This window comes from Rhodopseudomonas sp. WA056, from assembly GCF_010906995.1.
GTDB lineage: Bacteria > Pseudomonadota > Alphaproteobacteria > Rhizobiales > Xanthobacteraceae > Rhodopseudomonas > Rhodopseudomonas palustris_G.
In genome coordinates this window covers 1-20,757 of sequence record NZ_QPFS01000092.1, presented here as the reverse complement: position 1 = coordinate 20,757, position 20,757 = coordinate 1, and the positions used below count along the sequence as shown (strand labels likewise).

Genomic DNA, 20,757 nt, shown 5'->3' with positions numbered 1-20,757 from the left:
TGTAGTAGAAGCCGGCGCCGTAGATCGAGCAGACCTTCACGTATTCGACGGCTTTCGCCTTCAACGGCAGGTCAGCGGCCTGGGCGCCGCCGACGGCGATCCCCGCCGCAGCCGTTCCCAGTGCCAGTTGCTTGATGATGTTCATTGCAACCCTCCAAGGTCAACAAAGTGGATGGAGCCGGTTCCTGCGGGGCGTTCGCCCGAGGTGGCCCTGTGACGCGAAGTTCGCCGGCGCCGCGGCGCGACAGACCTCTCGACGGGACGACTTGTGTTGCCCCACCCCGTCTGCCGCGGATCATGGTTGATTTCATCACGTTAGCAAATTCATTTATCTACTCAGCAATATGATTGCCGTCCTACGTTGCATTTGTGCAACAAGTTCATGGCAGCGCACAATTCGAGAGGAATTCCAGATCGTCGGGTGTTGCATGGGAAGCCCAGCGGTGTGCCGACGCGCCGCACGTGCACACGCCGCGGCGATGCCCCGAGCCTGAGCTGGGGCACCGCGGATCGTGTCTCTTAAGCGTGGTGTAGTTGGCGGCGTGTCTCCGCGATGGCCGGCAGGGGCCGGCGCTTCGAGCGAAGCTGATGTCGGCTCGCATGAAGAAGGCAAGCCGAAACAGAGAATTACAGCTCGGCCTCCGGTTCTTTGGAAGCCCTGCTGGTCCAGGACGACGTGGCCGGCCCGGCAAAAGCCGGACTCCGGGTCTGGTCCGTGTTTTGGACACGTTTCTTCATCAGACAATGTGTCCAAGAGGCTCGAAAACGCTCTATATGTCTGGATATGTCGGGTGTCGCCGGGCCGGAGACTTGCCGCTCCGGAGCTCGCGACACGCCGGGATGTATATGATCGATTGAGCAATCGGTGTACACTGGCGCACTGGTTGCACGAACAGCTATGCACGAGCAGCGGCGCTCGTGCGGGATGCGTACCGAACAATGCAGACGAAGAGCAAAGCCGAAAGCCGCACGTCGCGGAATTTGGCGATCGATCCCGATATCGCCAGGCGGTTCGCGGCGACTGTGGCCGGCGTTGCGGTCTTTCTGGACGACATCAGGCAGTTCAGGGCGAAGGCGATGGGCATCAGCGGACCGCAGTTCGCGCTGTTGATGGCCGTGATGGATCTCGAGCAGGGTGACGGCGTCTCGGTTCGGCACGTCGCCAAGGCGGTTCACGTCGATCCCTCGTTCATCACCACGCAGTCGAAGCTACTGGAGAAGAAGGGACTGATCCGACGGCAGGTCGACGACCACGACGCACGGGTGGTGAAACTCTCGCTGTCCGACAGGGCCTACAAGCAGATCGCCGGCCTGGCGCACGATGAGCGGGATCTGAACAGTTTCATCTACGAACAGATCGGCGGCGACGGTCTCGAGCGTTTGACTTCGCAGCTTGCCGATCTGAAGGCGCGGCTCGAAAAGGCGACCGTCAAGCTCGCCAGCGGCCTATAGCCGCGAGCCGAGGCGGCGAATGCCGGATTCCGCGCAGTCGGCCGCGAGGCGCCCGGCGAGCCAGTCGAACACGAAGTCCGCCACCAGGATCGGGTCATAGCCGCCGACGCTCCAGGGCGCGTTGCCGTTTTCGCCGAACACCTTCAGCAGAATGTCCCGGTTGCCCGGATGGTGCTCGGCCAACAGGTCGCGGGCATGGGCCGGCTCGATGCCGTCGCCCGCCAGCAGCGGCACCAGCAGCGGACAGGCGACAGCCGGCGCGCGGGCGCAACCGTGCATCATACCGAGCGCGGCGCCACGAGCGCCGGTCTGCCGCGCTTCCCAAAGATCCCACAGCCCGCCATCACAGACGGCGGCTGCGGCCCGGCCGTCGAGCGCAACGCCGCAGGCGACCACCGAGGACGGGCTGCCGTCACCAATGACGGCGATCCGCGACGGATCGACGCCGCGGGTGTCGATCAAGTAGTCGAGGATCGCGGCGATTCCTGTCTCCGCCCGGATTCGGCCCAGCGACTGATCGTCGCCCGAGCCGGGCAAGCCGACGCACAGCAGCGCCATTCCGCGCTCGCGGGCGGAGCGCAGCACCAGCGAGAGAAGCTCCTCCTTGGTACGCCGGGTTTCGGCAATGCACACCACCACCGGCGCTGGGACGCCGCCGCGCGCCGCGATCGGCAGGTAGACGCCTTCGAGCGAACGATGCTCGAGCCACGGGATCGTGACCCTCTCGCCCCGCGGGTCCAGATTCTCCAGATAGTGGTGAAGGCAGGTGCGCGCCAGAAAACCCAGCGTCGGCTCTGCGCCGTCGGGACGGCTTTCGATCGCCGCGGCCATGAAGTAGTTCGCCGCGTGCAGCCAGCTCTTCTGAGCCTTGGCGTGATTGCCGGACCGGCGCGCCTGCTCGGCGCGGTGCAGGTGCGATCGTGCTAGGTCGTCCCAAGTGCGCCGCCAGCCAGGCCCGCCGCTGGAGCGGATCCGACCCGCCGCCGCTACACATTCGGAAAAGGTGACGCCGTCGCTCTGCGCGACGCACAGCAATCTGCTGAATTCGGCACTGTACTCGTGGTGGTCGAGCAGCCCTCGAACGTCGCGATGATCCTGAATGCCGTTGTCCAGCCGCAAGACCGCCAGCCCCCTTCCTGATTCTCCCGATCGACTTCGTTTAACTACTAAGCTGATTCAATAACGGAACCGCCGCCGAGTGTCACTCGCGAATAAGTCCGATCAGCGGAAGTTGCATGGTGCGTCGCACGCCGGATGTTGCAGCGCAGGTTGCGCCGCGCGCGGGCCGCGCCGCCAAATTGGTGCCCCTGGCCGGGATCGAACCAGCACTCCTTGCGGAACTCGATTTTGAGTCGAGCGCGTCTACCAGTTCCGCCACAGGGGCCCGCGCGGCTTTGGTGTTCCGGCCGCGAAGCGCGCGGACTATAGCGACCCGGGAATCGGGGTCAACCCGACACCGGGCGCGATGCCGCCACACCACTGTTTGATCGGATGGCGTCTCGACAGCGCCTCGGCCGCGCGATACGACCCCGCCGCATCCTGGAGACCGACGTGACCGCCGATCCGATCCACCATCGAGGCATCGCTTCCGAGCCGGGCCGTCCGGCGCGGATCGCCGGAGGCGTGGCGTTGACGGTGGTCGTCGTCGCGCTCGTCGCGCTTGCCGCCGGCTGGTTTGCCCAGCTTGTGCTGGAAATGGCGCCGTGCAAACTCTGTCTGGAGCAGCGCTACGCCTATTATCTCGACATCCCGATCGGCCTTCTGGTGGCGTTCGCCGCTTGGCGCGGTGCGCCGGTCTGGCTGCTGGCGTCGGGGCTGGCGGTGCTGGGGTTGATGGCGTTCGGCAATGCCGGGCTGGCCACCTATCACGCCGGCGTGGAATGGCAATTCTGGGCGGGGCCGTCGGATTGTTCGGGGCCGATCCTCGACCTCAGCAAAGCCGGGGGCCTGCTGGCCCAGCTCGACACCGTCAAGGTGGTGCGCTGCGACGAGGTTCAGTGGCGGTTCCTCGGCCTGTCCTTCGCCGGCTACAACGTGCTGATGTCCCTGGCGCTCGCCGGACTCTGCGGCTGGGGCCTCGCGCGGCTGAGCCGGCGCTGATCGTCAGTCGTCGACGTCGTCCGGACTGCGCCCGAACCAGTGCACGATCCCGGGCGTCACGATCGAGACGTAAATGAAGCGCGACAGATGATGCGCGCCGACGAACACCGGGTCGATGTGCAGGGTCAGCGCCAGCGCCATCATCGCGTCCATCGCGCCTGGCGAGAACGCCACCACCAGGTCGTTCAACTTGACCGGCGTGGTCAGCATGATGGCGACCACGAACACCGCCGAAATTGCGATCGCGACCGCGAACGATCCGAGCGCCGCCCCGATATAGCTGACGATGGTGCGCGGCTTGATTGCGCCGAATCGCGCACCGATCAGCGTCCCGATCCCGACCAGGGCTGCCAGATAGGCCCATTCCGGCAGGGTGCCTTCGACCCAGCCGGTGCCGTGCAGCACCGACGAGCCGAGCATCGCGCCGAACATCCAACTCGCCGGGAAGTTCACCAGCCGCAACAGGAAGGCGACGCCGACCGCGACCGCGATCAGGATCGCCAGAACCAGCGGGGTCGCTTCGGGTCCGCGCGACGGCAGCGCGCCGTGGCCGGCCATGCCGATCAGCGCCAGCACCATCGGCACCGCGCTGGTCAGAATGATCACCCTCATGACCTGGACGACGGCGATCCCCGGCACGTCGGCTTTGCGCTCGGTGGCCAGCATGATGATCTGAGACAGCGCGCCGGGACTGCCGGCGAGCAGCGCCGAGGTCCGGTCCCAGCCGTGGACCCGCTGCAGGTAGATGCTGCTGCCGAAGGTGGCGCAGAGCGTCGCCACCGCGAGCAGCCCGATCGTCACCGGATAGGAGGAGAGATTGTGCACCATGGCGGGCGACACCACCGAACCGAGCGAGACGCCGAGCGCCATCAGCACGATGTGCGACAGCGGCGGCGGCAGCCCCATCTTGCGGCCAGCCAGACCGGCGGCGCCGACCGCGATCATCGCGCCGGTGATCAGGCCGCCCGGAAGCTGCGCCCAATAGAACAGCGCACCGCCGGCACAGCCGATCGCGATGGTCTCGACGACATGGAGGGTGGTGGGCAGCCAGCTCGTGGCGGCCGGCGCTGAATCTGTAGGCACGTGATCTTATTGCAAATCAATATACCGTCGGCAATTGCGCCCGGCGCGCGGCGCCATGCCGGCGACGCCTGCGCTGATCGCCCCGGAGTCACTGGTAATCGGATCGCAATTGTAAGTTGCATGTCGCGAGATACAATGCCGCCGGTTGGCTCACCAGGGAGACGGGACATGAGGGTTCTGAAGTACGAGACCGGTGCGGCGCTGCTGACGGCCGCCGCGCTATTGACATGGTCCGCCGCGACGCCAGCACAGGCGATGACCGCGCAGGAGTGCAGCGCCAAGTATCAGGCCGCCAAGGCCGACGGGACCTTGGACGGGCAGGGCTGGAACGACTTCCGCAAGGCACATTGCGGGGCGGCAGCGGCGAGCGGCGACAGCGCGGCGGCGGAGGCCAAGCCGTCAGACGCCAAGCCGGCAAACGCAAAGCCAGAAACAAAGCCGGATGCCAAATCTGATGCGAAATCCGGTGCAAAGCCCGAGAGCAAATCCAGAGCCAAGGCCGCCGCCGCGCCCGCGGTGCAGCAGGGCCCCGCCGTGTATCCCACCGCGATCGACGCCAAGTTTGCCCAGGAGAAGCCCACGCGCGCGAGGCTCCACACCTGCGCCCAGCAATGGAAGGCCAACAAGGCGGCCAACACCACCGGCGGTCTGCGCTGGATCCAGAAGGGCGGCGGTTACTGGAGCGAGTGCAACAAGCGTCTGAAGGGCTGATCAAGGATCGGCCGGCAACGTCGCGGCCCGACCGCTACCGCCTGATGGCGACGGTACTGGCCGCATGGCAGCCGCTCTGCTGTTGCGATTGACAGGTTCCGGCGGAGTCCGCATCGGTGCGCGCGATTTTTCCGCGTGAGGGAACCTATGATCGCCAGCATCGGCCTGATCCTGCTGTGCCAGCTCGCCGGAGAAGTGATCGCCCGCGGGCTCGGTCTGCCGCTGCCGAGCCCCGTGCTCGGATTGTTGCTGCTGTTCGTCCTGTTGGTCGCGCGCGACTACATCAAGCCGCTGGCGCGCGGACCGCTCGGTAACGGCGGGGTCGAGGAGGCGTCCAAAGGCATGCTGGCGCATCTGTCGCTGCTGTTCGTCCCGGCGGGGGTGGGGGTGATCCAGCAGCTCGACATGATCACCGCCCACGGCGTCGCGATCATGCTGGTGCTGGCCGGCTCTGTTCGTGGTCGTGGCGCGGCGGCTGTCGATGTGGGTGCCGCGATGAACGCCGATCCGTTCTCGCTGTGGGTGTATCTGTCGCAGACCCCGCTGCTGTGGCTGACCGTGACACTGCTGGTCTATGCGGCGACCGATGCGGTGTCACAGGCGACCGGGCGCAATCCGCTGGTCAATCCGGTGCTGCACGCGATGTGGATCATCGGCGTGTTCCTGTGGGCGACCGGAACCTCCTACACCACCTATTTCGGCGGCGCGCAGTTCGTGCATTTCCTGCTCGGCCCCGCCACCGTGGCACTGGCGGTGCCGCTGTACGAGAACCGCAAGCTGGTACTGGCCGCGATCCTTCCGATGGCGCTGGCGCTGGTCGTCGGCTGCGTCACCGCGATCGTCTCGGTGGTCTGGCTGGCGCAGCTCGCCGGGCTGCCCGAAACCGTGGTGCTGTCGCTGGCGCCGAAATCGGTCACTGCGGGCGTCGCGATGGGTATCAGCGAATCGCTGCGCGGCGATCCGTCGCTGACCGCGGTCGCCGTGATCCTGACCGGCATTCTCGGCGCCATCATCGTGTCGCCGCTGATGAACCGGCTCGGGATACGTGACTACCGGGCTCGTGGCTTTGCGGTCGGTTTGGCTTCGCACGGCATCGGCACCGCGCGAGCGTTCCAGGTCGATGCCATCGCGGGCGTGTTCGCCGGCATCGCGATGAGCCTGAACGCGCTGATCACCGCGCTGCTGGTCCCGGTCCTGGTCACTCTGCTGGTGCGCTGAGCTCGGCGCGCGCCGTCGCCGCAGTGTGATTTGCCGTCGTCACAACCGCCGCGTTACGCTTGTACGCCAATCATCCGCCGAGGATGTCGCCGATGTCCGATGTTTCAGTTGGGCCTGCCTCGTATGTCGTGGTCCCGCCGCTGCGCTGGTCGATGCCGCGCCCTGTCGCGGCGATTGCGGCCGCGCTGATCGCGGTTGCGGCGGCGGTACTCACCGCGCCCGATTCGGCCACCGCCGCGCGGGCCCAGAGCGATGCCGAACTGGTGCTGCTGCTGCGCTTCATGGCCGGCGTAAAGGCTTTGATGGCGCTGGCCGCGCTTGCCGCGGTGCTGTGGCGGCTCGGCTATCCTGTTTCGCCGGTGTTGAGTGCCGCCTACGTGCTGGCGCCCGCACTGATGGTCGCGGCGCCGCTGCTGATCTGGCAGATCGCCCCGACCGCGCTCGGCGCCGGGCTGTTTCATGGCGGCTTGGCGCTGTTGCTGCTGGCTCTGTTCGCCGACCGCAGCCAGACTTCGGAGCTGGTCCGGAGCAAACTGTCGGCTCGGCGTTCGGCCTGAGCGCTACGCCGCCGGCACCTTCAGCCAATCGAGCAGCGCGACGTTGGCCTCGCGCGGGTAGCTGTGACTGAGGTCGGCGATCTCACGGTAGCTGACATCGGCGCCGGCCGAGACCAGCGCCTCGTGTGCCTGCCGTGCCACCTCCACCGGAAACATCCAGTCGTGGCGGCCGTGCACGATCTGGATCGGCAGCCCGCGCAGCCGCGCGGAATCCGCCGCGCCGGCGAGCAGCGGATGAAAGCTCGCGGCGATCGGCGCCAGATGGGTGAACGGCGAGTCGCTGGCCAAGCCCGAGACATAGCAGAAGGTGCCGCCGTCGCTGAGCCCGGTCAGCAGCAGCCGTGACGGATCGACCCGCCAATGCGCCCGCACCTCGTCGAGGATGCAGGCCAGATTGGGCGAATCGACATCCTCGCCCATCAGCGCCCAGGTTCGTCCGGTCGCGGTCGGCGCCACCACGATGGCGCCGCGGGCGCGGGCGTCACGCAGCCAGCTCCACAGGAACAGCCGGCCGTGGCCGCTGCCGCCGTGCAGCGCCATCACCAGCGGCCACTCCCGGTCGGGGTCGTAGTACTCCGGCACATAGAGCGAATAGCCGCCATGGCTCGCTGCCTCGTTCAGGCGGTGGAACACGCCGCTGTCCGGATGTTTCGGCTGCGCCAGCCGAGCCAGCAGCGCCTCGTCCTGCTGGGTTTCGGGGGCGAGGAAGAAGCTCGACACCGGCGGCAGTGTCGCGGCCAGCGGATACAGCGCTTCCAGCGCCTGCGGCAGATGTCGCAGTGCGCGGAACACGTCGGTCAGATCGCCCTGGCCGGCCTCCACCGCTCGCAGCGCCGCAAATGCAGCGAGCGCCTGATCGCTCGCGCCCTGCAACGGCTCGCGCAGATGCGCGAATGTCTCCGGCCAGCCCGCCAGTCGCGGCAGTTCGGCACGCAGCGCCTCGTCCGGCGTGCCTGTGAGCTGCATGAGCGCGCCAAATTCCGGCGGATGCAGATAGCGCGCGACGAAGCCGACCGACTCCAAGGTCTGCAGCAGCGGCGGCAGCAATGCCACGATGTCGTCGACGACCGCTTCGCTCATCGTGTTCCTTTCCGGCTTCCCGCGCATCGTCGGACAGTGTCAGGGATCGGCACGGCCGCAAACCGCAAACAGCATCGACTCTGCTGCGGCGGGGCTCGAATTCGCCCGAAAACCCTTTACTGTGCCGAGGAGCCAAAGCCCGGCGGGATCGTTGCTGCTGGTGAGGCAGGGGGAACTGGATGCCGGCATCCGAGAACAAATTCTTCATTCTGCTGCTGGTGACGGTGACCGGCCTGTTCGGATGGATCCTGTGGCCGCTGTACAGCGCGGTGCTGTGGGGCATGGTGATCGCGATCCTGTTTGCGCCGCTGAACCGCTGGCTCAATCAGGCCTTCGGCTTCCGGCGCAATCTGGCGGCGCTGACGTCGGTGACGATCATCGTGCTGATGGTGCTGTTGCCGCTGTCGCTGCTCGGGGCCGCGTTGGCGCGGGAAGCAGCCGGGATGTACACGAAAATCGAGTCCGGCAACCTCGATCTGCTCAATACGCTGCGCGAACTGCTGGCGGCGCGGCCGGACTGGATCGGCGATCTGCTCGGCCGGTTCGGGGTCGGCAATCTGGCGGACCTGCAGCAGCGGCTGTCGGCGGTCCTGCTGCGCGGCAGCCAGTATCTGGCGGGGCAGGCGCTCGGCATCGGTCAGAGCACCTTCGACTTCACCGTCAATCTGTTCGTGATGGTGTATCTCTTGTTCTTCCTGCTGCGTGACGGCGATCTGGTCGCCGGGCGGATTCGGCGAGCGACGCCGCTCGGCGTCGATCATCAGACCCGGCTGCTCGACAAGTTCACCGTGGTGATCCGTGCGACGGTGAAGGGCAACATGTTGATCGCCCTCATCCAGGGCTCGCTCGGCGGCCTCGCCTTTTACGTGCTCGGCATCAGCGGCGCCCTGATGTGGGCGGTGGTGATGGCGTTTCTGTCGCTGCTTCCCGCAGTCGGTGCCGGTCTCGTCTGGCTGCCGATGGCGCTGTACTTGATCTTCACCGGCTCGATCTGGCACGGGATCGGACTGATCGTCTGGGGCGCGCTGGTGATCGGCATGGTGGACAATGTCCTGCGTCCGATTTTGGTCGGCAAGGACACCCGGATGCCGGACTACGTGGTGCTGATCTCCACCCTCGGTGGTCTCGAAGTGTTCGGGCTCAACGGCTTCGTGGTCGGGCCGGTGATTGCCGCGATGTTCATCGCCGCCTGGGACATCTATTCGACCTCCCGAGAGGAAGCCGGCGACACGCCGCCGATTGGCGCCAGTGCCGGCCCGGTGGAGGTCGAGCCGCCCCCTGCGGCGGCGGCCCGTAACGACCGCGGTGTACCGCCCGCTGCCTAGATCCCGAACCAGGGCTGCAACAGCCGGGCGAGCCGGCTCTTGAATCGCAGCGGGGCGTCGGTGACGGCGAGGCAGATGCAGTCGCCGTCCGGGCCGGCCTGGGGTTGATGCTCGGTGCGCTCGTCGGTTTCCGCGACGTCGCCGCGGCGCATCACCGCCGTGCCGTCGCACAGCGTTCCGTGCAGCACCAGCGTCAGTTCGCGCCCGGAATGGCCGTGTTCCAGCACCCGCGTGCCGGCCTCGAACCGCAGCATCCGGGCGCGCGGGCCGCAGCCCGGTATATCGATGCTGATCTGCTGGACCCACGGCGCCAGCCGAGTCCAGCGCAAGCCGGCCAGATCGGTACCGAGATAGCTGCGCAGCGGCTCGGGAATCACGATGTCGGAGCGTGGCCGCAGCGCAGATGCGGGCATGGCCGAGGCCAATTCCGGCTCGGTCTGGGTCCGTGCCATTACGTTTCGCCACAGGTCGGGCGTCACCTCCGCGGCCGGCAGCGCATCGAGCATCTGTCCGCCGAGCGCATCGGCGGCCGCGGCGCGGATGCGGCAATGCGGACATAGCGCCAGATGGGTAGCGACCAGCAGGCTCGAGGCTTCGTCCAGCGTGCCGGCGGCGTAGCTCAACAGCAGATCGTCGCTGATGTGATGGCGGACCGTCATCGCAGGTCTCCCGCCGGCAGCTCCAGCGCCGCCCGCAGCTTGCCGAAGGCGAGCCGGATCCGCGACTTTACCGTGCCGACCGGCAGGCCGAGCTGTTTGGCGATCTCGCCGTGGGATTGGTTTTCGTAGAACGACAGCATCAGTACGCTCTTCTCGTTGGACGACAACGTCTCCATCACCTCGCGCACGCGTTGCTCGGTCTCGGTGCGCTCCAGCCTGCGGTCGGGCGGCTCCTCTTCATCGGGCACAAATGCCGGATCGTACGGGTCGAAACCCGGCCGCTTCGCCTGCCGCAGCCGGTCGATCCCGAGATTGCGCGCGATGGTGAAGATCCAGGTCGAGGCCGACGCCTTTGCCGGATCGAACTGCGCGGCGTTGCGCCAGACCGAGACCAATGTCTCCTGGGTGATCTCTTCGGCCAGCACCGGATCGCCGCAGCGCCGGGCAAAGTACGATTTCAGCCGCGGCGCGAAGTGTCGAAACAGAGTCTCGAACGCGGCACGATCCTGCGCGGCCGCGATGCGGACAATACAGTCCGACATCTCCGCCGACGGCGGAGGTGGACCGTCGCGCAGTTGATCCATGACGACCGCTCCGTGTCCGGGCGAGTATCGATCCGGCGCATCGCCGTGATGCACGCACTCCGAGCCGCGCAGCCTAGCGCGCGACCTCACGATCCGCAGCACGCCATCTGTCGCGCTCACATGCGCGCGAGTAGTAATCAGGTAGTCGCAGGTGGGGACTGAGTCGGGTGTGCGGAGGATCATGACAAGCCAAGGCGCGATCGGATCGATTGCATTTTGTCTGATACGAACCAGCCGACCATTTGGATCACATCGTCGCCGCAGAAATGCCTTCCGGCAATTTGCGCAGCAGGTCGATGGCGAATCACGCGGCTGTGATGATGCGGGTGTGATCCGACGCGTCCGGTGCGTCGTAAACAGCGTGCTAACAGCCAACGGGAGGTCTGGTGATGTCGATGTTTCGGAAGTTGAACGGGATGGAAGCTGCTGCGATCGGCGGCGCGCTGCTGATGACGCTCGCCCCGCTGGTGCCGTACGCGATGCTCGGCTGATCGTCGGGCAAGGAAAGCGACGGATCGCACGCGAGTGCAGCGATGGTCGTGGGGCCTGCCGGCTAAGTCGGCGGGCCTCCGGCTATATTCCATCGACTGGTAATCAGTTTCTGCGCCGAAACGTCGCGAACTGAAAACGCTGTTCGGTGCCCCACGGCGTTGCATGAATGTCGCGGCGGCTGTCGGTCATCTCGAACTCCGGCGCAAACTGACTTTGCAGACCGTCGGCGTCGTAGCGCGCCACGGGCAGGCCGCTGCAACGCTCGGGGCCGTCGAACGCGAAGGTGCCGACGACCGCATAGCCATCCGGCGCCACCGCGCGGAGCAGCCGGTCTCGGTAGGCCGCGCGATCGGCCTCAGCGGTGAGAAAGTGGAAGGCGGCGCGGTCGTGCCACACAGCGTAGCTGCGCTCCGGCGTCCATCGGGTGACGTCCGCAACGATCCATCTGATTGCTGCGGCACGCGGGCCGAGCCGGTCTCGCGTGGTCGCGAGCGCGGCCTCGGACAGGTCGAGCACCGTCAGGTCGCGGTGGCCGAGATCGAGCAGATGATCGACCAGCCGCGACGCACCGCCGCCGACATCGAGGATCGCCGCTTCCGGCGGCAACGACAGCGCTGCGATCAGGTCGAGCGAGATCGTCGGCGTATCCTGGAACCAGGATACGTCCTGCTCGCCCTTGGTGGCGTAGACGTTCTGCCAATGGTCTGTCATCAGGTCTCCTTGCCGGACAGCGTCTGCACCAGGGTGATGAACTGATGCGCCAGCGGGTTGTTGGCGCCCGTCGACAGCGCATGAACATCGGCCGAAATCGGCTGCCCCGCAATCGGCCGATACACGACATCGGGGTGCGCCAGCTTGCTGACGAACTCCGGGATGATGGCGATGCCGAGACCCGCAGCGACCAGGCTCGTCAGCGACGTCGACTCGATCGTCTGATGGGTGACGAGCGGCGCGTAGCCGGCCTCGAAGCAGCACTGCCATAGGTACTTCGCAAACAGCGAGTCCTCGAGCCGCAGAAACACGAAGCTCTCGTCCCGGAGATCCGCCAGCGTCACTTTCCTGGCCGACAGCGGATGGCCTTTCGGCAGCACCAGCCGGACCGATTCCCGCCACGCCAGTTCGCTGGCGATCTCGGCATCCTGCGGCGGACAGCGCAGGAAGCTCACATCGGTCTGGCCGGATTTCAGCGCCGTCACTTGCCGGTCGGGCGACATCTCGTGGATGCGGAGATCGACGTTCGGGTAGTTGAGCGCAAACTGCTGGATCGCTCGCCCGAGCGGGCCAGTGAGCACTGATCCGGTCAGCCCGACATTGAGAATGCCGGCGGTGCCGGCGCCGATCGCGCGGGCGCGCTGCACGGCGGTTTCGGCCCGCTCCAGAATCGCGAGCGCCTGTTTCAGAAAATCCTCGCCGGCGCGGGTCAGCGCGACGCGGCGCGTGGTCCGCTCGAATAGCGGGGTGCCGATTTCGGCTTCCAGATCTCTGATCTGCTGGCTGAGCGGGGGTTGGGCAACGCCGAGGCTGTCGGCGGCCGCAGTGAAATTCAGGTGCCGCGCCACGGCGGTGAAATAGCGGAGATGGCGGATTTCCATCCTCAAATCATATGCCAAACGTCTCAATCGAGACATATGAAATATTTGACGTCTAGAAACTCAGCAGTGATTGTTTCTCAGGCTCCAGATCCCGGGAACATTCCGATGACGCGGTTTTTCAGGTCGCTGTTTGGGCAGGTGGTCGCCGCCCTCGTACTTGGTGTGGCCCTCGGTGCGCTGTGGCCTGAGGTCGGGGTCGCGCTGAAGCCGCTCGGCGATCTGTTCATCAAACTGATCAAGTTCGCGATCGCCCCGCTGGTGTTCGGCGTGGTGGTCAACGGCATCGTCGGCGCCGGCGACCTGAAGAAGGTCGGGCGGGTCGGGCTGAAATCGCTGATCTACTTCGAAGCCGTGACGACCGTCGCGCTCGCGCTCGGTATCGTGCTGGCCTACGTGTTCCAGCCGGGCGCCGGCATGAACGTCGACACCGCGACGCTCGATGGCTCGGCACTCGCCGGCTACAGCAGCCACGTCAAGGAAGTCACCGGCTTCACCGACTTCATCATGCGGCTGGTACCGACCACCTTCGTCGATGCGTTCGCCAAAGGCGACGTGCTGCAGGTGCTGATCATCGCGATCCTGTTCGGCGCCGGCCTGTCGCTGCTCGGCGAGCGCGGCAAGCCCTTGGCCGACAGCATCGAGCGGATCACCGAGGTGCTGTTCAAGATCATCGGCATCATCGTCAGGCTGGCGCCGCTCGGCGTGCTCGGCGCGGTGTCGTTCACGGTCGCCAAATACGGCATCGGCTCGCTCAAGCAGCTCGGCCTGCTGGTCGGGCTGTTCTATGCCGGCGTCGCGCTGTTCGTGTTCGTGATCCTCGGCGGCATCATGCGGCTGGCGGGCTTCAGCCTGTTCAAGCTGTTGGCCTATTTGCGCGAAGAACTGACGGTGGTGGCCGGCACCGCCTCGTCGGACAGCGTGCTGCCGCAGGTGATGCGCAAGCTGGAGCGGCTCGGCATCAAGGACTCAACGGTCGGCCTGGTGATTCCGACCGGCTACTCGTTCAACCTCGACGCGTTCTCGCTGTATCTGACGCTGGCGACGGTGTTCATCGCCCAGGCCACCAATACGCCGCTGTCGTTCGGCCATCTATTGGTGATTTTGGGCATCGCGCTGCTGACCTCGAAGGGCGCTCACGGCGTCCCCGGCTCGGCGATCGTGGTGCTGGCCGCAACGCTGTCGGCGGTGCCGGATATTCCGCTGATCGGCCTGGTGCTAGTGCTGTCGGTCGACTGGTTTGTCGGCATCGCCCGGGCGCTCGGCAATCTGGTCGGCAACTGCGTGGCGACCGTGGTGATCGCCGCCTGGGAGGGCGATATCGACCGCGCCCGGGCGAAGCGCGTGCTGAACGGCGAGGTCACCACCGACACCGCGGCGATCCTGGATGCCCCGGTCGCGGAAGCCTCCGCCTGATCGCGGGCTTGCTAATAAGAAACAATGGGAGAGGCCCGATGAACGCCCCGAACTACAACCCGGCCTGCGGGGGCCTGCCGCCTCAGACTGCGCTCCACACCGGCCGCGCGGTGTTCACCGAGGCCTATGCGGTGATCCCGCATGGCGTGATGAGCGACATCGTCACCAGCCTGCTGCCGGGCTGGACCAAGACCCGTGTCTGGATTCTGGCGCGGCCGCTGTCCGGTTTCGCCGAGACCTTCGCGCAGTATCTGGTGGAGGTCGCGCCCGGCGGCGGCAGCGACCGTCCGGAGCCGGATCCGCAGGGCGAAGGCGTGGTGTTCGTGGTCGGCGGCACCCCGAGCCTCGAGCTCGGCGGCAAGTCCCATGCGCTGCGCCCCGGCAGCTACGCCTATCTGCCGCCCGGCTGCGGCTGGCGGCTGCACAACGCTGGCTCCGAGCCGGCGCGCTTCCACTGGATTCGCAAGGCCTACGAACCCGTCCCCGGTCTTGCTGCGCCTGACGCCTTCGTCACCCATGAGTCCGAGATCGAGCCCGCCGGCATGACCGGCACCGGGGGCGCCTGGGCGACGACGCGGTTCGTTTCCCCGGAGGATCTGCGCCACGACATGCACGTCAACATCGTCACGCTGCAGGCCGGCGCCTCGATTCCATTCGAGGAAACCCATGTGATGGAGCACGGGCTGTTCGTGCTCGAAGGCAAGGCGGTGTATCGGCTCAACCGCGACTGGGTCGAAGTCGAGGCCGGCGACTTCATGTGGCTGCGCGCGTTCTGTCCGCAGGCCTGCTACGCCGGCGGTCCCGGCCGCTTCCGCTATCTGCTGTACAAGGACGTCAACCGCCACCCGGCGCTCGGCCGCCGCGGGCTCGGACGATGACTGCGACCGCGCGAAAAATCGTGGCGCAGCCGCTGACGACGGCGGCGTTCGCGCCGTTCGGCCAGGTGATCGATACGGCGCAGGCCTCTTCGCGGCCGATGAATGCCGGCATGGCAAGGCGCTTCCACGATCTCGCCGAGATCGAGGTGATCGGCGACGGCGCGCGCGTGGTGGTCGGCCTGGTCGAGGCACAGCCTTACGCGATGCCGCTGTGGCTCAACCTGGTCGAGCGCCATCCGCTCGGCGCCCAGGCGTTCGTGCCGCTGAACGCCGCGCCGTTTCTGGTGGTGGTCTGCCCGGACGAGGACGGCAGGCCCGGCGCGCCGCAAGCCTTTGTCACGGCCCCGCATCAGGGCATCTGCTACGCCCGCAACGTCTGGCACAGCGTGCTGACGCCGTTCGGCGCAGCGCAGGATTTCGTGGTGATAGATCGCGGCGGGCCGGGGGTGAATCTCGAAGAGCACGTGTTCGACGAACCTTGGACCGTGCACCTTCCTGCGGGCCGCTGACGACCTGCCGCTCGGCGATCGCCACGCAGTCTCCGCAATCGGACTAGGGCCGTTCAAACGTGATGCTGTAGCCGAAGGCGTTGCCGACGCAGCGCAGCTCACGAAATCCCGCGGCCGAGACCTGCTGGCGCACGCGGCGGCGGGAGACGTAGTGCGGATCGAAGATGCTCTCGGCGACCAGCAGCCGGCCGCCGGGGCGCAGCATGCGATGCACCGACGGAAAGATCTCGGTGCCGCGCGGAAATTCGCCGAGTGCCATCACCATGACGGCGGCGTCCAGCGCGCCCGCGGGGATCGCCGCGTTCCGCACGTCGGCGCGAAGTGGCTGAATATTCGTCAGCGCTTCGGCCTCAGCCTTGGCGGCCACCTTCGCCAGCATGCCGTCCTGAATGTCGAGCGCGGTCACCTGGCCATGCGCTCCGACGGCCCGCGCCAGCGGGATCGTCACCCGTCCGGGACCGCAACCGATGTCGATCGCGCGCTCTCCCGGCCGCAACTGCAATTGCGCCACCACTTGCTCGGAGCGGGTGGCGCGCGCCAGCGGGTTTTCCATTTCCACCAGCCAGGCGATCTCCGACGGGCACGGCAGCACCGTCCGCCTGGACGCCATACGCCAGCCGATCCAGACGGCCGGCGGCAATAGTAGAAGAAAATAACCCGACATCACCGATCCATTCGCGAGCGACTTCGAACGCAGCAGTGCAGCCTGTCGGAGGCGGTGTAAAGCGAGCAGGGAAGCTGTGGCGAGGCGACGAGACGGAGTGGTTTCGCCGCGGGTGGACTACGGATCCAGCTCGGTGTCCCAATACAAATAATCGAGCCAGCTCTCGTGCAGATAGTTCGGCGGGAACAGCCGGCCGTTGCGGTGGAGCTCATGGACCGTGGGGGCGAAGGCGGTCTGGCGCGGGAACATCCTGGCCTGTTCGGGCGTCAGGTTGCCCTTGCGCAAATTGCACGGCGAGCAGGCGGCGACGACGTTCTCCCAGGTGGTCTGGCCGCCCTTGGAGCGCGGAATGATGTGATCGAAGGTGAGATCGTCCGGCGCGCCGCAATATTGGCAGACGAACCGATCGCGCAGGAACACGTTGAACCGGGTGAAGGCCGGATGCGTGGTCGGCTTGACGAAAGACTTCAGCGACACCACGCTCGGAAGCTGGAAGTCGAGGTTCGGACTATGGACCGCACGGTCGTAATGCGCGACGATATTGACGCGATCGAGGAACACCGCTTTGACCGCGTCCTGCCACGACCAAAGCGATAGCGGATAGTAACTGAGCGGCCGGAAATCCGCGTTGAGCACCAATACCGGCCAACCGCCATGCGAGACATGCGCGTTCAAGAAACGCTCCTGACCCCCGTCGATCGACGCTGCGAAGCAGCATGCGAAGGCATACTACAGTCAGCGTGACGGCCTTGTGAAGGGCGATGCAGAAATGTCCGCTCCGCAAGGTGGGATTTTCGCCCAAGCCAGCACGTTGGCACAGCAAGCCTATTCCAGAAACCCGGCGCTTCGGAGGTGATTGTTCCATTTTTACCAGTCGCGTTGACGGGGTCGCGGCGGGCTAGCAGATTGACCCGGACAGTTCCCTGAAATCCGCCAATCCAAGTGAGGAGGCGTCATGTCCAGCACAGCAACCGCATCGATCAAAGCCGTCGCAGATGCGCCCGCCCATCGTCCCGGCCGCGGTCGGGTGTACGAGTCGATCGCCGACGCGTATGGCGATACGCCGCTGGTACGTCTGAACCGGTTGCCGCAGCAGCACGGTGTCAAAGCGACGATCTACGCCAAGCTCGAATACTTCAATCCGGCCAGCAGCGTGAAGGATCGTATCGGAGCGGCGATGATCGCGGCGCTGGAGCAGGAGGGGATCATCAAGCCGGATACCGTGCTGATCGAGCCGACCTCCGGGAACACCGGTATCGCGCTGGCGTTCGTGGCCGCTGCCAAGGGCTACCGGCTGAAGCTGGTGATGCCGGAATCGATGTCGGTCGAGCGCCGCAAGATGCTGGCCTTCCTCGGCGCCGAACTGGTGCTGACCGAGGCCGCCAAGGGCATGAAGGGCGCGGTCGCCAAGGCCGAAGAGCTGGTCGCGGCGACCCCCAATGCGGTGATGCCGCAACAGTTCAAGAATCTCGCCAACCCGGCGGTGCATCGCCGCACCACCGCGGAGGAGATCTGGAACGACACCGACGGCGCGGTCGATATCTTCGTCGCCGGCGTCGGCACCGGCGGCACCGTCACCGGCGTCGGCCAGGTGCTGAAGCCGCGCAAGGCGTCGCTGCAGGTGGTGGCGGTCGAGCCGGAGGAAAGCCCGGTGCTGTCGGGCGGCGCGCCCGGCCCGCACAAGATCCAGGGCATCGGCGCCGGCTTCGTGCCGGACATCCTGGATCGGTCGGTGATCGACGAAGTGGTCAAGATCCCGAGCGCCACCGCGATCGAAACCTCGCGGGCGCTGGCCCGGCACGAAGGCATCCCAGGCGGCATCTCGTCGGGCGCGGCGATCGCAGCCGCAATCGAACTCGGCAAGCGCCCGGAGAATGCCGGCAAGACCATCGTGGCGATCGTGCCGTCGTTCTCGGAGCGCTACCTGTCGACGGTGCTGTTCGAAGGCGTCTGATCGGCCGGGCCGCGACGCTACAGCCGGATTGCGGGAGCCGTGCCCGCGATCCGGCGCGGAGCGGCTTGGAATTATTTCACCACCAGCTCGGTGCCGGTGAGCAGGCGGTAGGCGTCGAGATAGCGCTTCGAGGTCGCCTCCACGATCTCGGCCGGCAGCTTCGGCGGCGGTGCTTCGCCGTTCCAGCGGCCGGCGCGGCGTTCGGCGTCGAGATAGTCGCGCAATGGCTGCTTGTCGAATGACGGCTGCGGACGGCCGGGGGTGTAGGTATCGGCTGCCCAGAACCGCGAACTGTCCGGCGTCATCACCTCGTCGATCAGGATGATGCGGCCGTCTTGGTCGCGGCCGAATTCGAATTTGGTGTCGGCGATGATGATGCCCTGCTCGCGGGCGATCTCTTCGCCCTGAGTGTAGACCGCGCGCGTCATGCTCTCGAGCGTGTAGGCGTCGTCGTCGCCGATGATCTCGCGCATCCGCGCGATCGTGATGTTCTCGTCGTGGCCGGTCTCGGCCTTGGTGGCCGGCGAGAAGATCGGCGGCACCAGCCGCTCGCTCTCCGTCAGCCCCTCGGCCAGCTTCTCGCCCGCCAGTGTGCCGGAGGCTGCGTATTCCTTCCAGGCCGAGCCGGTGATGTAGCCGCGGATCACGCATTCGATCGGGAACACGGTGGTGCGCCGGCACAGCATCGTCCGGCCTGCGATCACGGCGCGATGCTCGCTCAACGCCGGGACTGCGGCGATGATCTCGTCGGTATCGGCGCTGATCATGTGATGCGGCACCACGCCGCCGAGCTGATCGAACCACCACGCGCTGATCTGGGTCAGCACCGCGCCCTTCATCGGAATGGTCTCGCCCATCACCACGTCGAAGGCGCTGATCCGGTCGGTGGTGACGAGCAGCAGCCGGTCGTCGTCGACGGCATAGATGTCGCGCACCTTGCCGCGGCCGATCTTGGTCAGCGGCAGGTCGCTCGAGAGCATCGTGGTCATGGGCGGTGTTCCAGGCACAGGCGGACGCCGGCAAAGCCGGCGGCACGGATCGTTTCGGGCCCATAGTCTATCATTCCGGCAGCGGAATGAACTCGCTCTCGTTCGGGACTGCGGCGAAACGGCCGGTTTTCCAGTCCTGTTTGGCCTGTTCGATGCGCTCCTTGCTGGACGAGACGAAATTCCACCAGATGTGACGCGGTCCCTCCAGCGCGTCGCCGCCGAGCAACATCATCCGCGTGTCCGTCTTCGCCCGGACAGTGATGCGGTCGCCGGGGCGGAAAATCAGCAGGGTCGGGCCGACATGGCGGTCGCCGGCGATCTCGACCTCGCCGTCGACCAGATAGATCGCCCGCTCCTCGTGGTCCGGATCGAGCGGCACCGCGGTGCCGGCCTTGGCGTTGACCTCGACATAGAACCACGGCGACACCATCGTCACCGGCGAAGTCTTGCCGAACGCCGAGCCGGCGATCACCCGGGCGGTGAAGCCGGTGTCCTGCACCATCGGCAGCGTCGCCGCGGCGAAGTGCTGGAAGCTCGGCGCGATTTCTTCGGCTGCCTGCGGCAGCGCGATCCAGCTCTGCAGGCCGAGCATCGACTGGCCGTCTTGGCGCTCGACGTCGGGCGTGCGCTCGGAATGCGCGATGCCGCGCCCGGCGGTCATCAGGTTCATCGCGCCCGGAGCGATCTCCTGAATATTGCCCTCGCTGTCGCGGTGCATGATCTTGCCGTCGAACAGATAGGTGACGGTGGCGAGCCCGATATGCGGATGCGGCCGCACGTCCATGCCCTTGCCGGCGATGAACTGCATCGGCCCGAAATGATCGAAGAAGATGAACGGGCCGACCATCTGCCGTTTGCCGTGCGGCAGTGCCCGACGCACCGCGAAGCCGTCGCCGAGGTCGCGGGTCCGCGGCACGATGATCAGGTCCAGCGCGTCGCAGGTGGTCGGATCGCCGAGCACCGGATCGTTAGTTGGCATCCAGCTCATGAGACGAACTCCTCCACGTTTGAGACCGTCATTGCGAGCGAAGCGAAGCAATCCAGGAGCCTCGTGTACCAAGCTGGATGGCTTCGTCGCTTCGCTCCTCGCAATGACTGGGTGAGGCGAATGCAAGATGCGGCAGGCATGCCGTCGTTCCTCACGCCGTCGGCGCGGCCTGCGGGGCGCTGGCAGTTTTTCCGTTGCTCTTGCGCGGCTCGCTGGTCACCGGCTTGGTCGGCACCAGCTTGCGCACCGCGGAGGCGGCGGCGATCTGGCCGCGTTCGAACAGCGCCTCGTGGTTGGCCTCGATGTCGCCGAGTGCGTACAGGTAGTTGACCATCAGGCCGTGCGACTGGCGCATGCCGTTCGGCGAACGATCGCCGAGGAAGTTCAGCCGGTCGAGCCGCGCGCCGTTGCCGAGATGGAAGCGCGCCACCGGATCGAGCGGACGGCCATTCGGACCCTTGGCCTGCAGGAAGTAAGCGGCCGCGAGCTGCATGACGATCGGCCTCAGC

The 20,757-nt window shown here is 66.4% G+C and carries 23 protein-coding genes, 1 tRNA gene and 1 pseudogene; 11 read left to right on the top strand and 14 right to left on the bottom strand.

Going from position 1 to position 20,757, the window contains the following annotated elements; all coding sequences use genetic code 11:
- Nucleotides 1–145, bottom strand: a 145-nt coding sequence (locus DU475_RS17075) for a porin (protein WP_205524430.1), incomplete at its 3' end; no start/stop codon positions are given.
- A 794-nt stretch (nucleotides 146–939) separates the two neighbouring features.
- Between DU475_RS17075 and DU475_RS17070 the strand changes: the two genes are divergently transcribed.
- Nucleotides 940–1,452 (top strand): MarR family winged helix-turn-helix transcriptional regulator, encoded by a 513-nt coding sequence (locus tag DU475_RS17070; protein WP_047307404.1) that lies wholly within the window; start codon nucleotides 940–942, stop codon nucleotides 1,450–1,452.
- Here DU475_RS17070 and DU475_RS17065 read toward each other — a convergent pair.
- Together DU475_RS17065 and DU475_RS17060 are read right to left on the bottom strand one after the other, a co-directional pair.
- Nucleotides 1,447–2,571, bottom strand: a complete 1,125-nt coding sequence (locus DU475_RS17065) for an alpha/beta hydrolase family protein (protein ID WP_164632803.1) — start codon at nucleotides 2,569–2,571, stop codon at nucleotides 1,447–1,449. The genes DU475_RS17070 and DU475_RS17065 overlap by 6 nt on opposite strands.
- Before the next feature lie 180 nt (nucleotides 2,572–2,751).
- Nucleotides 2,752–2,836, bottom strand: a tRNA-Leu gene (locus tag DU475_RS17060).
- Between the two features lie 167 nt (nucleotides 2,837–3,003).
- On the opposite strand from DU475_RS17060, the gene DU475_RS17055 reads away from it, so the two are divergent.
- Nucleotides 3,004–3,552, top strand: coding sequence for a disulfide bond formation protein B (locus DU475_RS17055; protein ID WP_164632802.1), 549 nt, complete (start codon nucleotides 3,004–3,006; stop codon nucleotides 3,550–3,552).
- Nucleotides 3,553–3,555: 3 nt separating this feature from the next.
- Here the strand turns inward: DU475_RS17055 and DU475_RS17050 are convergent, their stop codons facing one another.
- A complete protein-coding gene (locus DU475_RS17050; protein WP_142883820.1) occupies nucleotides 3,556–4,635 on the bottom strand; it encodes an AbrB family transcriptional regulator in 1,080 nt (359 codons plus the stop codon).
- A 168-nt stretch (nucleotides 4,636–4,803) separates the two neighbouring features.
- On the opposite strand from DU475_RS17050, the gene DU475_RS17045 reads away from it, so the two are divergent.
- The 4 genes and pseudogenes from DU475_RS17045 to DU475_RS17035 all read left to right on the top strand — a co-directional run bounded on the left by DU475_RS17045 (nucleotide 4,804) and on the right by DU475_RS17035 (nucleotide 7,121).
- Nucleotides 4,804–5,346: a hypothetical protein gene (locus tag DU475_RS17045; protein WP_142883819.1), complete on the top strand. Its 543-nt coding sequence runs from the start codon at nucleotides 4,804–4,806 to the stop codon at nucleotides 5,344–5,346.
- A 147-nt stretch (nucleotides 5,347–5,493) separates the two neighbouring features.
- Nucleotides 5,494–5,739, top strand: a pseudogene (locus DU475_RS24120) (CidA/LrgA family protein); the annotation flags it as partial.
- 102 nt (nucleotides 5,740–5,841) lie between these two features.
- Nucleotides 5,842–6,564, top strand: coding sequence for an LrgB family protein (locus DU475_RS17040; protein WP_142883817.1), 723 nt, complete (start codon nucleotides 5,842–5,844; stop codon nucleotides 6,562–6,564).
- A gap of 92 nt (nucleotides 6,565–6,656) precedes the next feature.
- Nucleotides 6,657–7,121 carry a hypothetical protein gene (locus DU475_RS17035; RefSeq protein ID WP_164632800.1) on the top strand — a complete coding sequence of 155 codons (465 nt, stop codon included), beginning with the start codon at nucleotides 6,657–6,659 and terminating at the stop codon, nucleotides 7,119–7,121.
- A 3-nt stretch (nucleotides 7,122–7,124) separates the two neighbouring features.
- Here DU475_RS17035 and DU475_RS17030 read toward each other — a convergent pair whose 3' ends face one another.
- Nucleotides 7,125–8,201, bottom strand: coding sequence for a carboxylesterase family protein (locus DU475_RS17030; protein ID WP_164632799.1), 1,077 nt, complete (start codon nucleotides 8,199–8,201; stop codon nucleotides 7,125–7,127).
- A gap of 179 nt (nucleotides 8,202–8,380) precedes the next feature.
- Here DU475_RS17030 and DU475_RS17025 point away from each other — a divergent pair, with 179 nt between their 5' ends.
- Nucleotides 8,381–9,526 (top strand): AI-2E family transporter, encoded by a 1,146-nt coding sequence (locus DU475_RS17025; protein ID WP_013500427.1) that lies wholly within the window; start codon nucleotides 8,381–8,383, stop codon nucleotides 9,524–9,526.
- Here the strand turns inward: DU475_RS17025 and DU475_RS17020 are convergent.
- The 4 genes from DU475_RS17020 to DU475_RS17005 all read right to left on the bottom strand — a co-directional run bounded on the left by DU475_RS17020 (nucleotide 9,523) and on the right by DU475_RS17005 (nucleotide 12,853).
- The gene (locus DU475_RS17020) at nucleotides 9,523–10,185 is read right to left on the bottom strand and encodes a ChrR family anti-sigma-E factor (RefSeq protein ID WP_164632798.1); all 663 of its coding nucleotides are present in this window, start codon (nucleotides 10,183–10,185) and stop codon (nucleotides 9,523–9,525) included. The genes DU475_RS17025 and DU475_RS17020 overlap by 4 nt on opposite strands.
- Nucleotides 10,182–10,769, bottom strand: coding sequence for a sigma-70 family RNA polymerase sigma factor (locus tag DU475_RS17015; RefSeq protein WP_013500429.1), 588 nt, complete (start codon nucleotides 10,767–10,769; stop codon nucleotides 10,182–10,184). Before DU475_RS17015 ends, DU475_RS17020 begins: the two co-directional genes overlap by 4 nt.
- 594 nt (nucleotides 10,770–11,363) lie before the next feature.
- Nucleotides 11,364–11,972 (bottom strand): class I SAM-dependent methyltransferase, encoded by a 609-nt coding sequence (locus tag DU475_RS17010; protein ID WP_164632797.1) that lies wholly within the window; start codon nucleotides 11,970–11,972, stop codon nucleotides 11,364–11,366.
- Nucleotides 11,972–12,853, bottom strand: coding sequence for a LysR family transcriptional regulator (locus DU475_RS17005; RefSeq protein ID WP_164632796.1), 882 nt, complete (start codon nucleotides 12,851–12,853; stop codon nucleotides 11,972–11,974). Before DU475_RS17005 ends, DU475_RS17010 begins: the two co-directional genes overlap by 1 nt.
- Before the next feature lie 105 nt (nucleotides 12,854–12,958).
- Between DU475_RS17005 and DU475_RS17000 the strand changes: the two genes are divergently transcribed.
- Genes DU475_RS17000 through DU475_RS16990 form a run of 3 tightly spaced genes read left to right on the top strand, consistent with a single transcriptional unit; the run spans nucleotide 12,959 to nucleotide 15,653 of the window.
- The gene (locus tag DU475_RS17000) at nucleotides 12,959–14,266 is read left to right on the top strand and encodes a dicarboxylate/amino acid:cation symporter (RefSeq protein ID WP_164632795.1); all 1,308 of its coding nucleotides are present in this window, start codon (nucleotides 12,959–12,961) and stop codon (nucleotides 14,264–14,266) included.
- Between the two features lie 38 nt (nucleotides 14,267–14,304).
- On the top strand, nucleotides 14,305–15,144 hold the full coding sequence (locus tag DU475_RS16995; protein ID WP_164632794.1) for a bifunctional allantoicase/(S)-ureidoglycine aminohydrolase: 840 nt from the start codon (nucleotides 14,305–14,307) through the stop codon (nucleotides 15,142–15,144).
- The gene (locus DU475_RS16990) at nucleotides 15,141–15,653 is read left to right on the top strand and encodes an ureidoglycolate lyase (protein ID WP_013500435.1); all 513 of its coding nucleotides are present in this window, start codon (nucleotides 15,141–15,143) and stop codon (nucleotides 15,651–15,653) included. Before DU475_RS16995 ends, DU475_RS16990 begins: the two co-directional genes overlap by 4 nt.
- A 43-nt stretch (nucleotides 15,654–15,696) precedes the next feature.
- Here the strand turns inward: DU475_RS16990 and DU475_RS16985 are convergent, their stop codons facing one another.
- Both DU475_RS16985 and DU475_RS16980 read right to left on the bottom strand, forming a co-directional pair.
- Nucleotides 15,697–16,263 (bottom strand): class I SAM-dependent methyltransferase, encoded by a 567-nt coding sequence (locus DU475_RS16985; RefSeq protein WP_246700346.1) that lies wholly within the window; start codon nucleotides 16,261–16,263, stop codon nucleotides 15,697–15,699.
- 171 nt (nucleotides 16,264–16,434) lie between these two features.
- Nucleotides 16,435–16,992, bottom strand: a complete 558-nt coding sequence (locus tag DU475_RS16980) for an HNH endonuclease (protein ID WP_013500437.1) — start codon at nucleotides 16,990–16,992, stop codon at nucleotides 16,435–16,437.
- Nucleotides 16,993–17,272: 280 nt separating this feature from the next.
- On the opposite strand from DU475_RS16980, the gene cysK reads away from it, so the two are divergent.
- Nucleotides 17,273–18,271, top strand: a complete 999-nt coding sequence (cysK, locus tag DU475_RS16975; protein ID WP_013500438.1) for a cysteine synthase A — start codon at nucleotides 17,273–17,275, stop codon at nucleotides 18,269–18,271.
- A 71-nt stretch (nucleotides 18,272–18,342) separates the two neighbouring features.
- On the opposite strand, the gene DU475_RS16970 is transcribed toward cysK, so the two are convergent.
- From DU475_RS16970 to DU475_RS16960, 3 genes are all read right to left on the bottom strand, one after another.
- A complete protein-coding gene (locus DU475_RS16970; RefSeq protein ID WP_164632792.1) occupies nucleotides 18,343–19,260 on the bottom strand; it encodes a phosphoribosylaminoimidazolesuccinocarboxamide synthase in 918 nt (305 codons plus the stop codon).
- 70 nt (nucleotides 19,261–19,330) lie between these two features.
- Complete coding sequence (locus DU475_RS16965) at nucleotides 19,331–20,248, bottom strand: pirin family protein (RefSeq protein ID WP_013500440.1); 918 nt, start codon at nucleotides 20,246–20,248, stop codon at nucleotides 19,331–19,333.
- 151 nt (nucleotides 20,249–20,399) lie between these two features.
- A partial coding sequence (locus DU475_RS16960; protein ID WP_205524427.1) for a malonyl-CoA decarboxylase domain-containing protein occupies nucleotides 20,400–20,757 on the bottom strand: 358 nt, incomplete at its 5' end.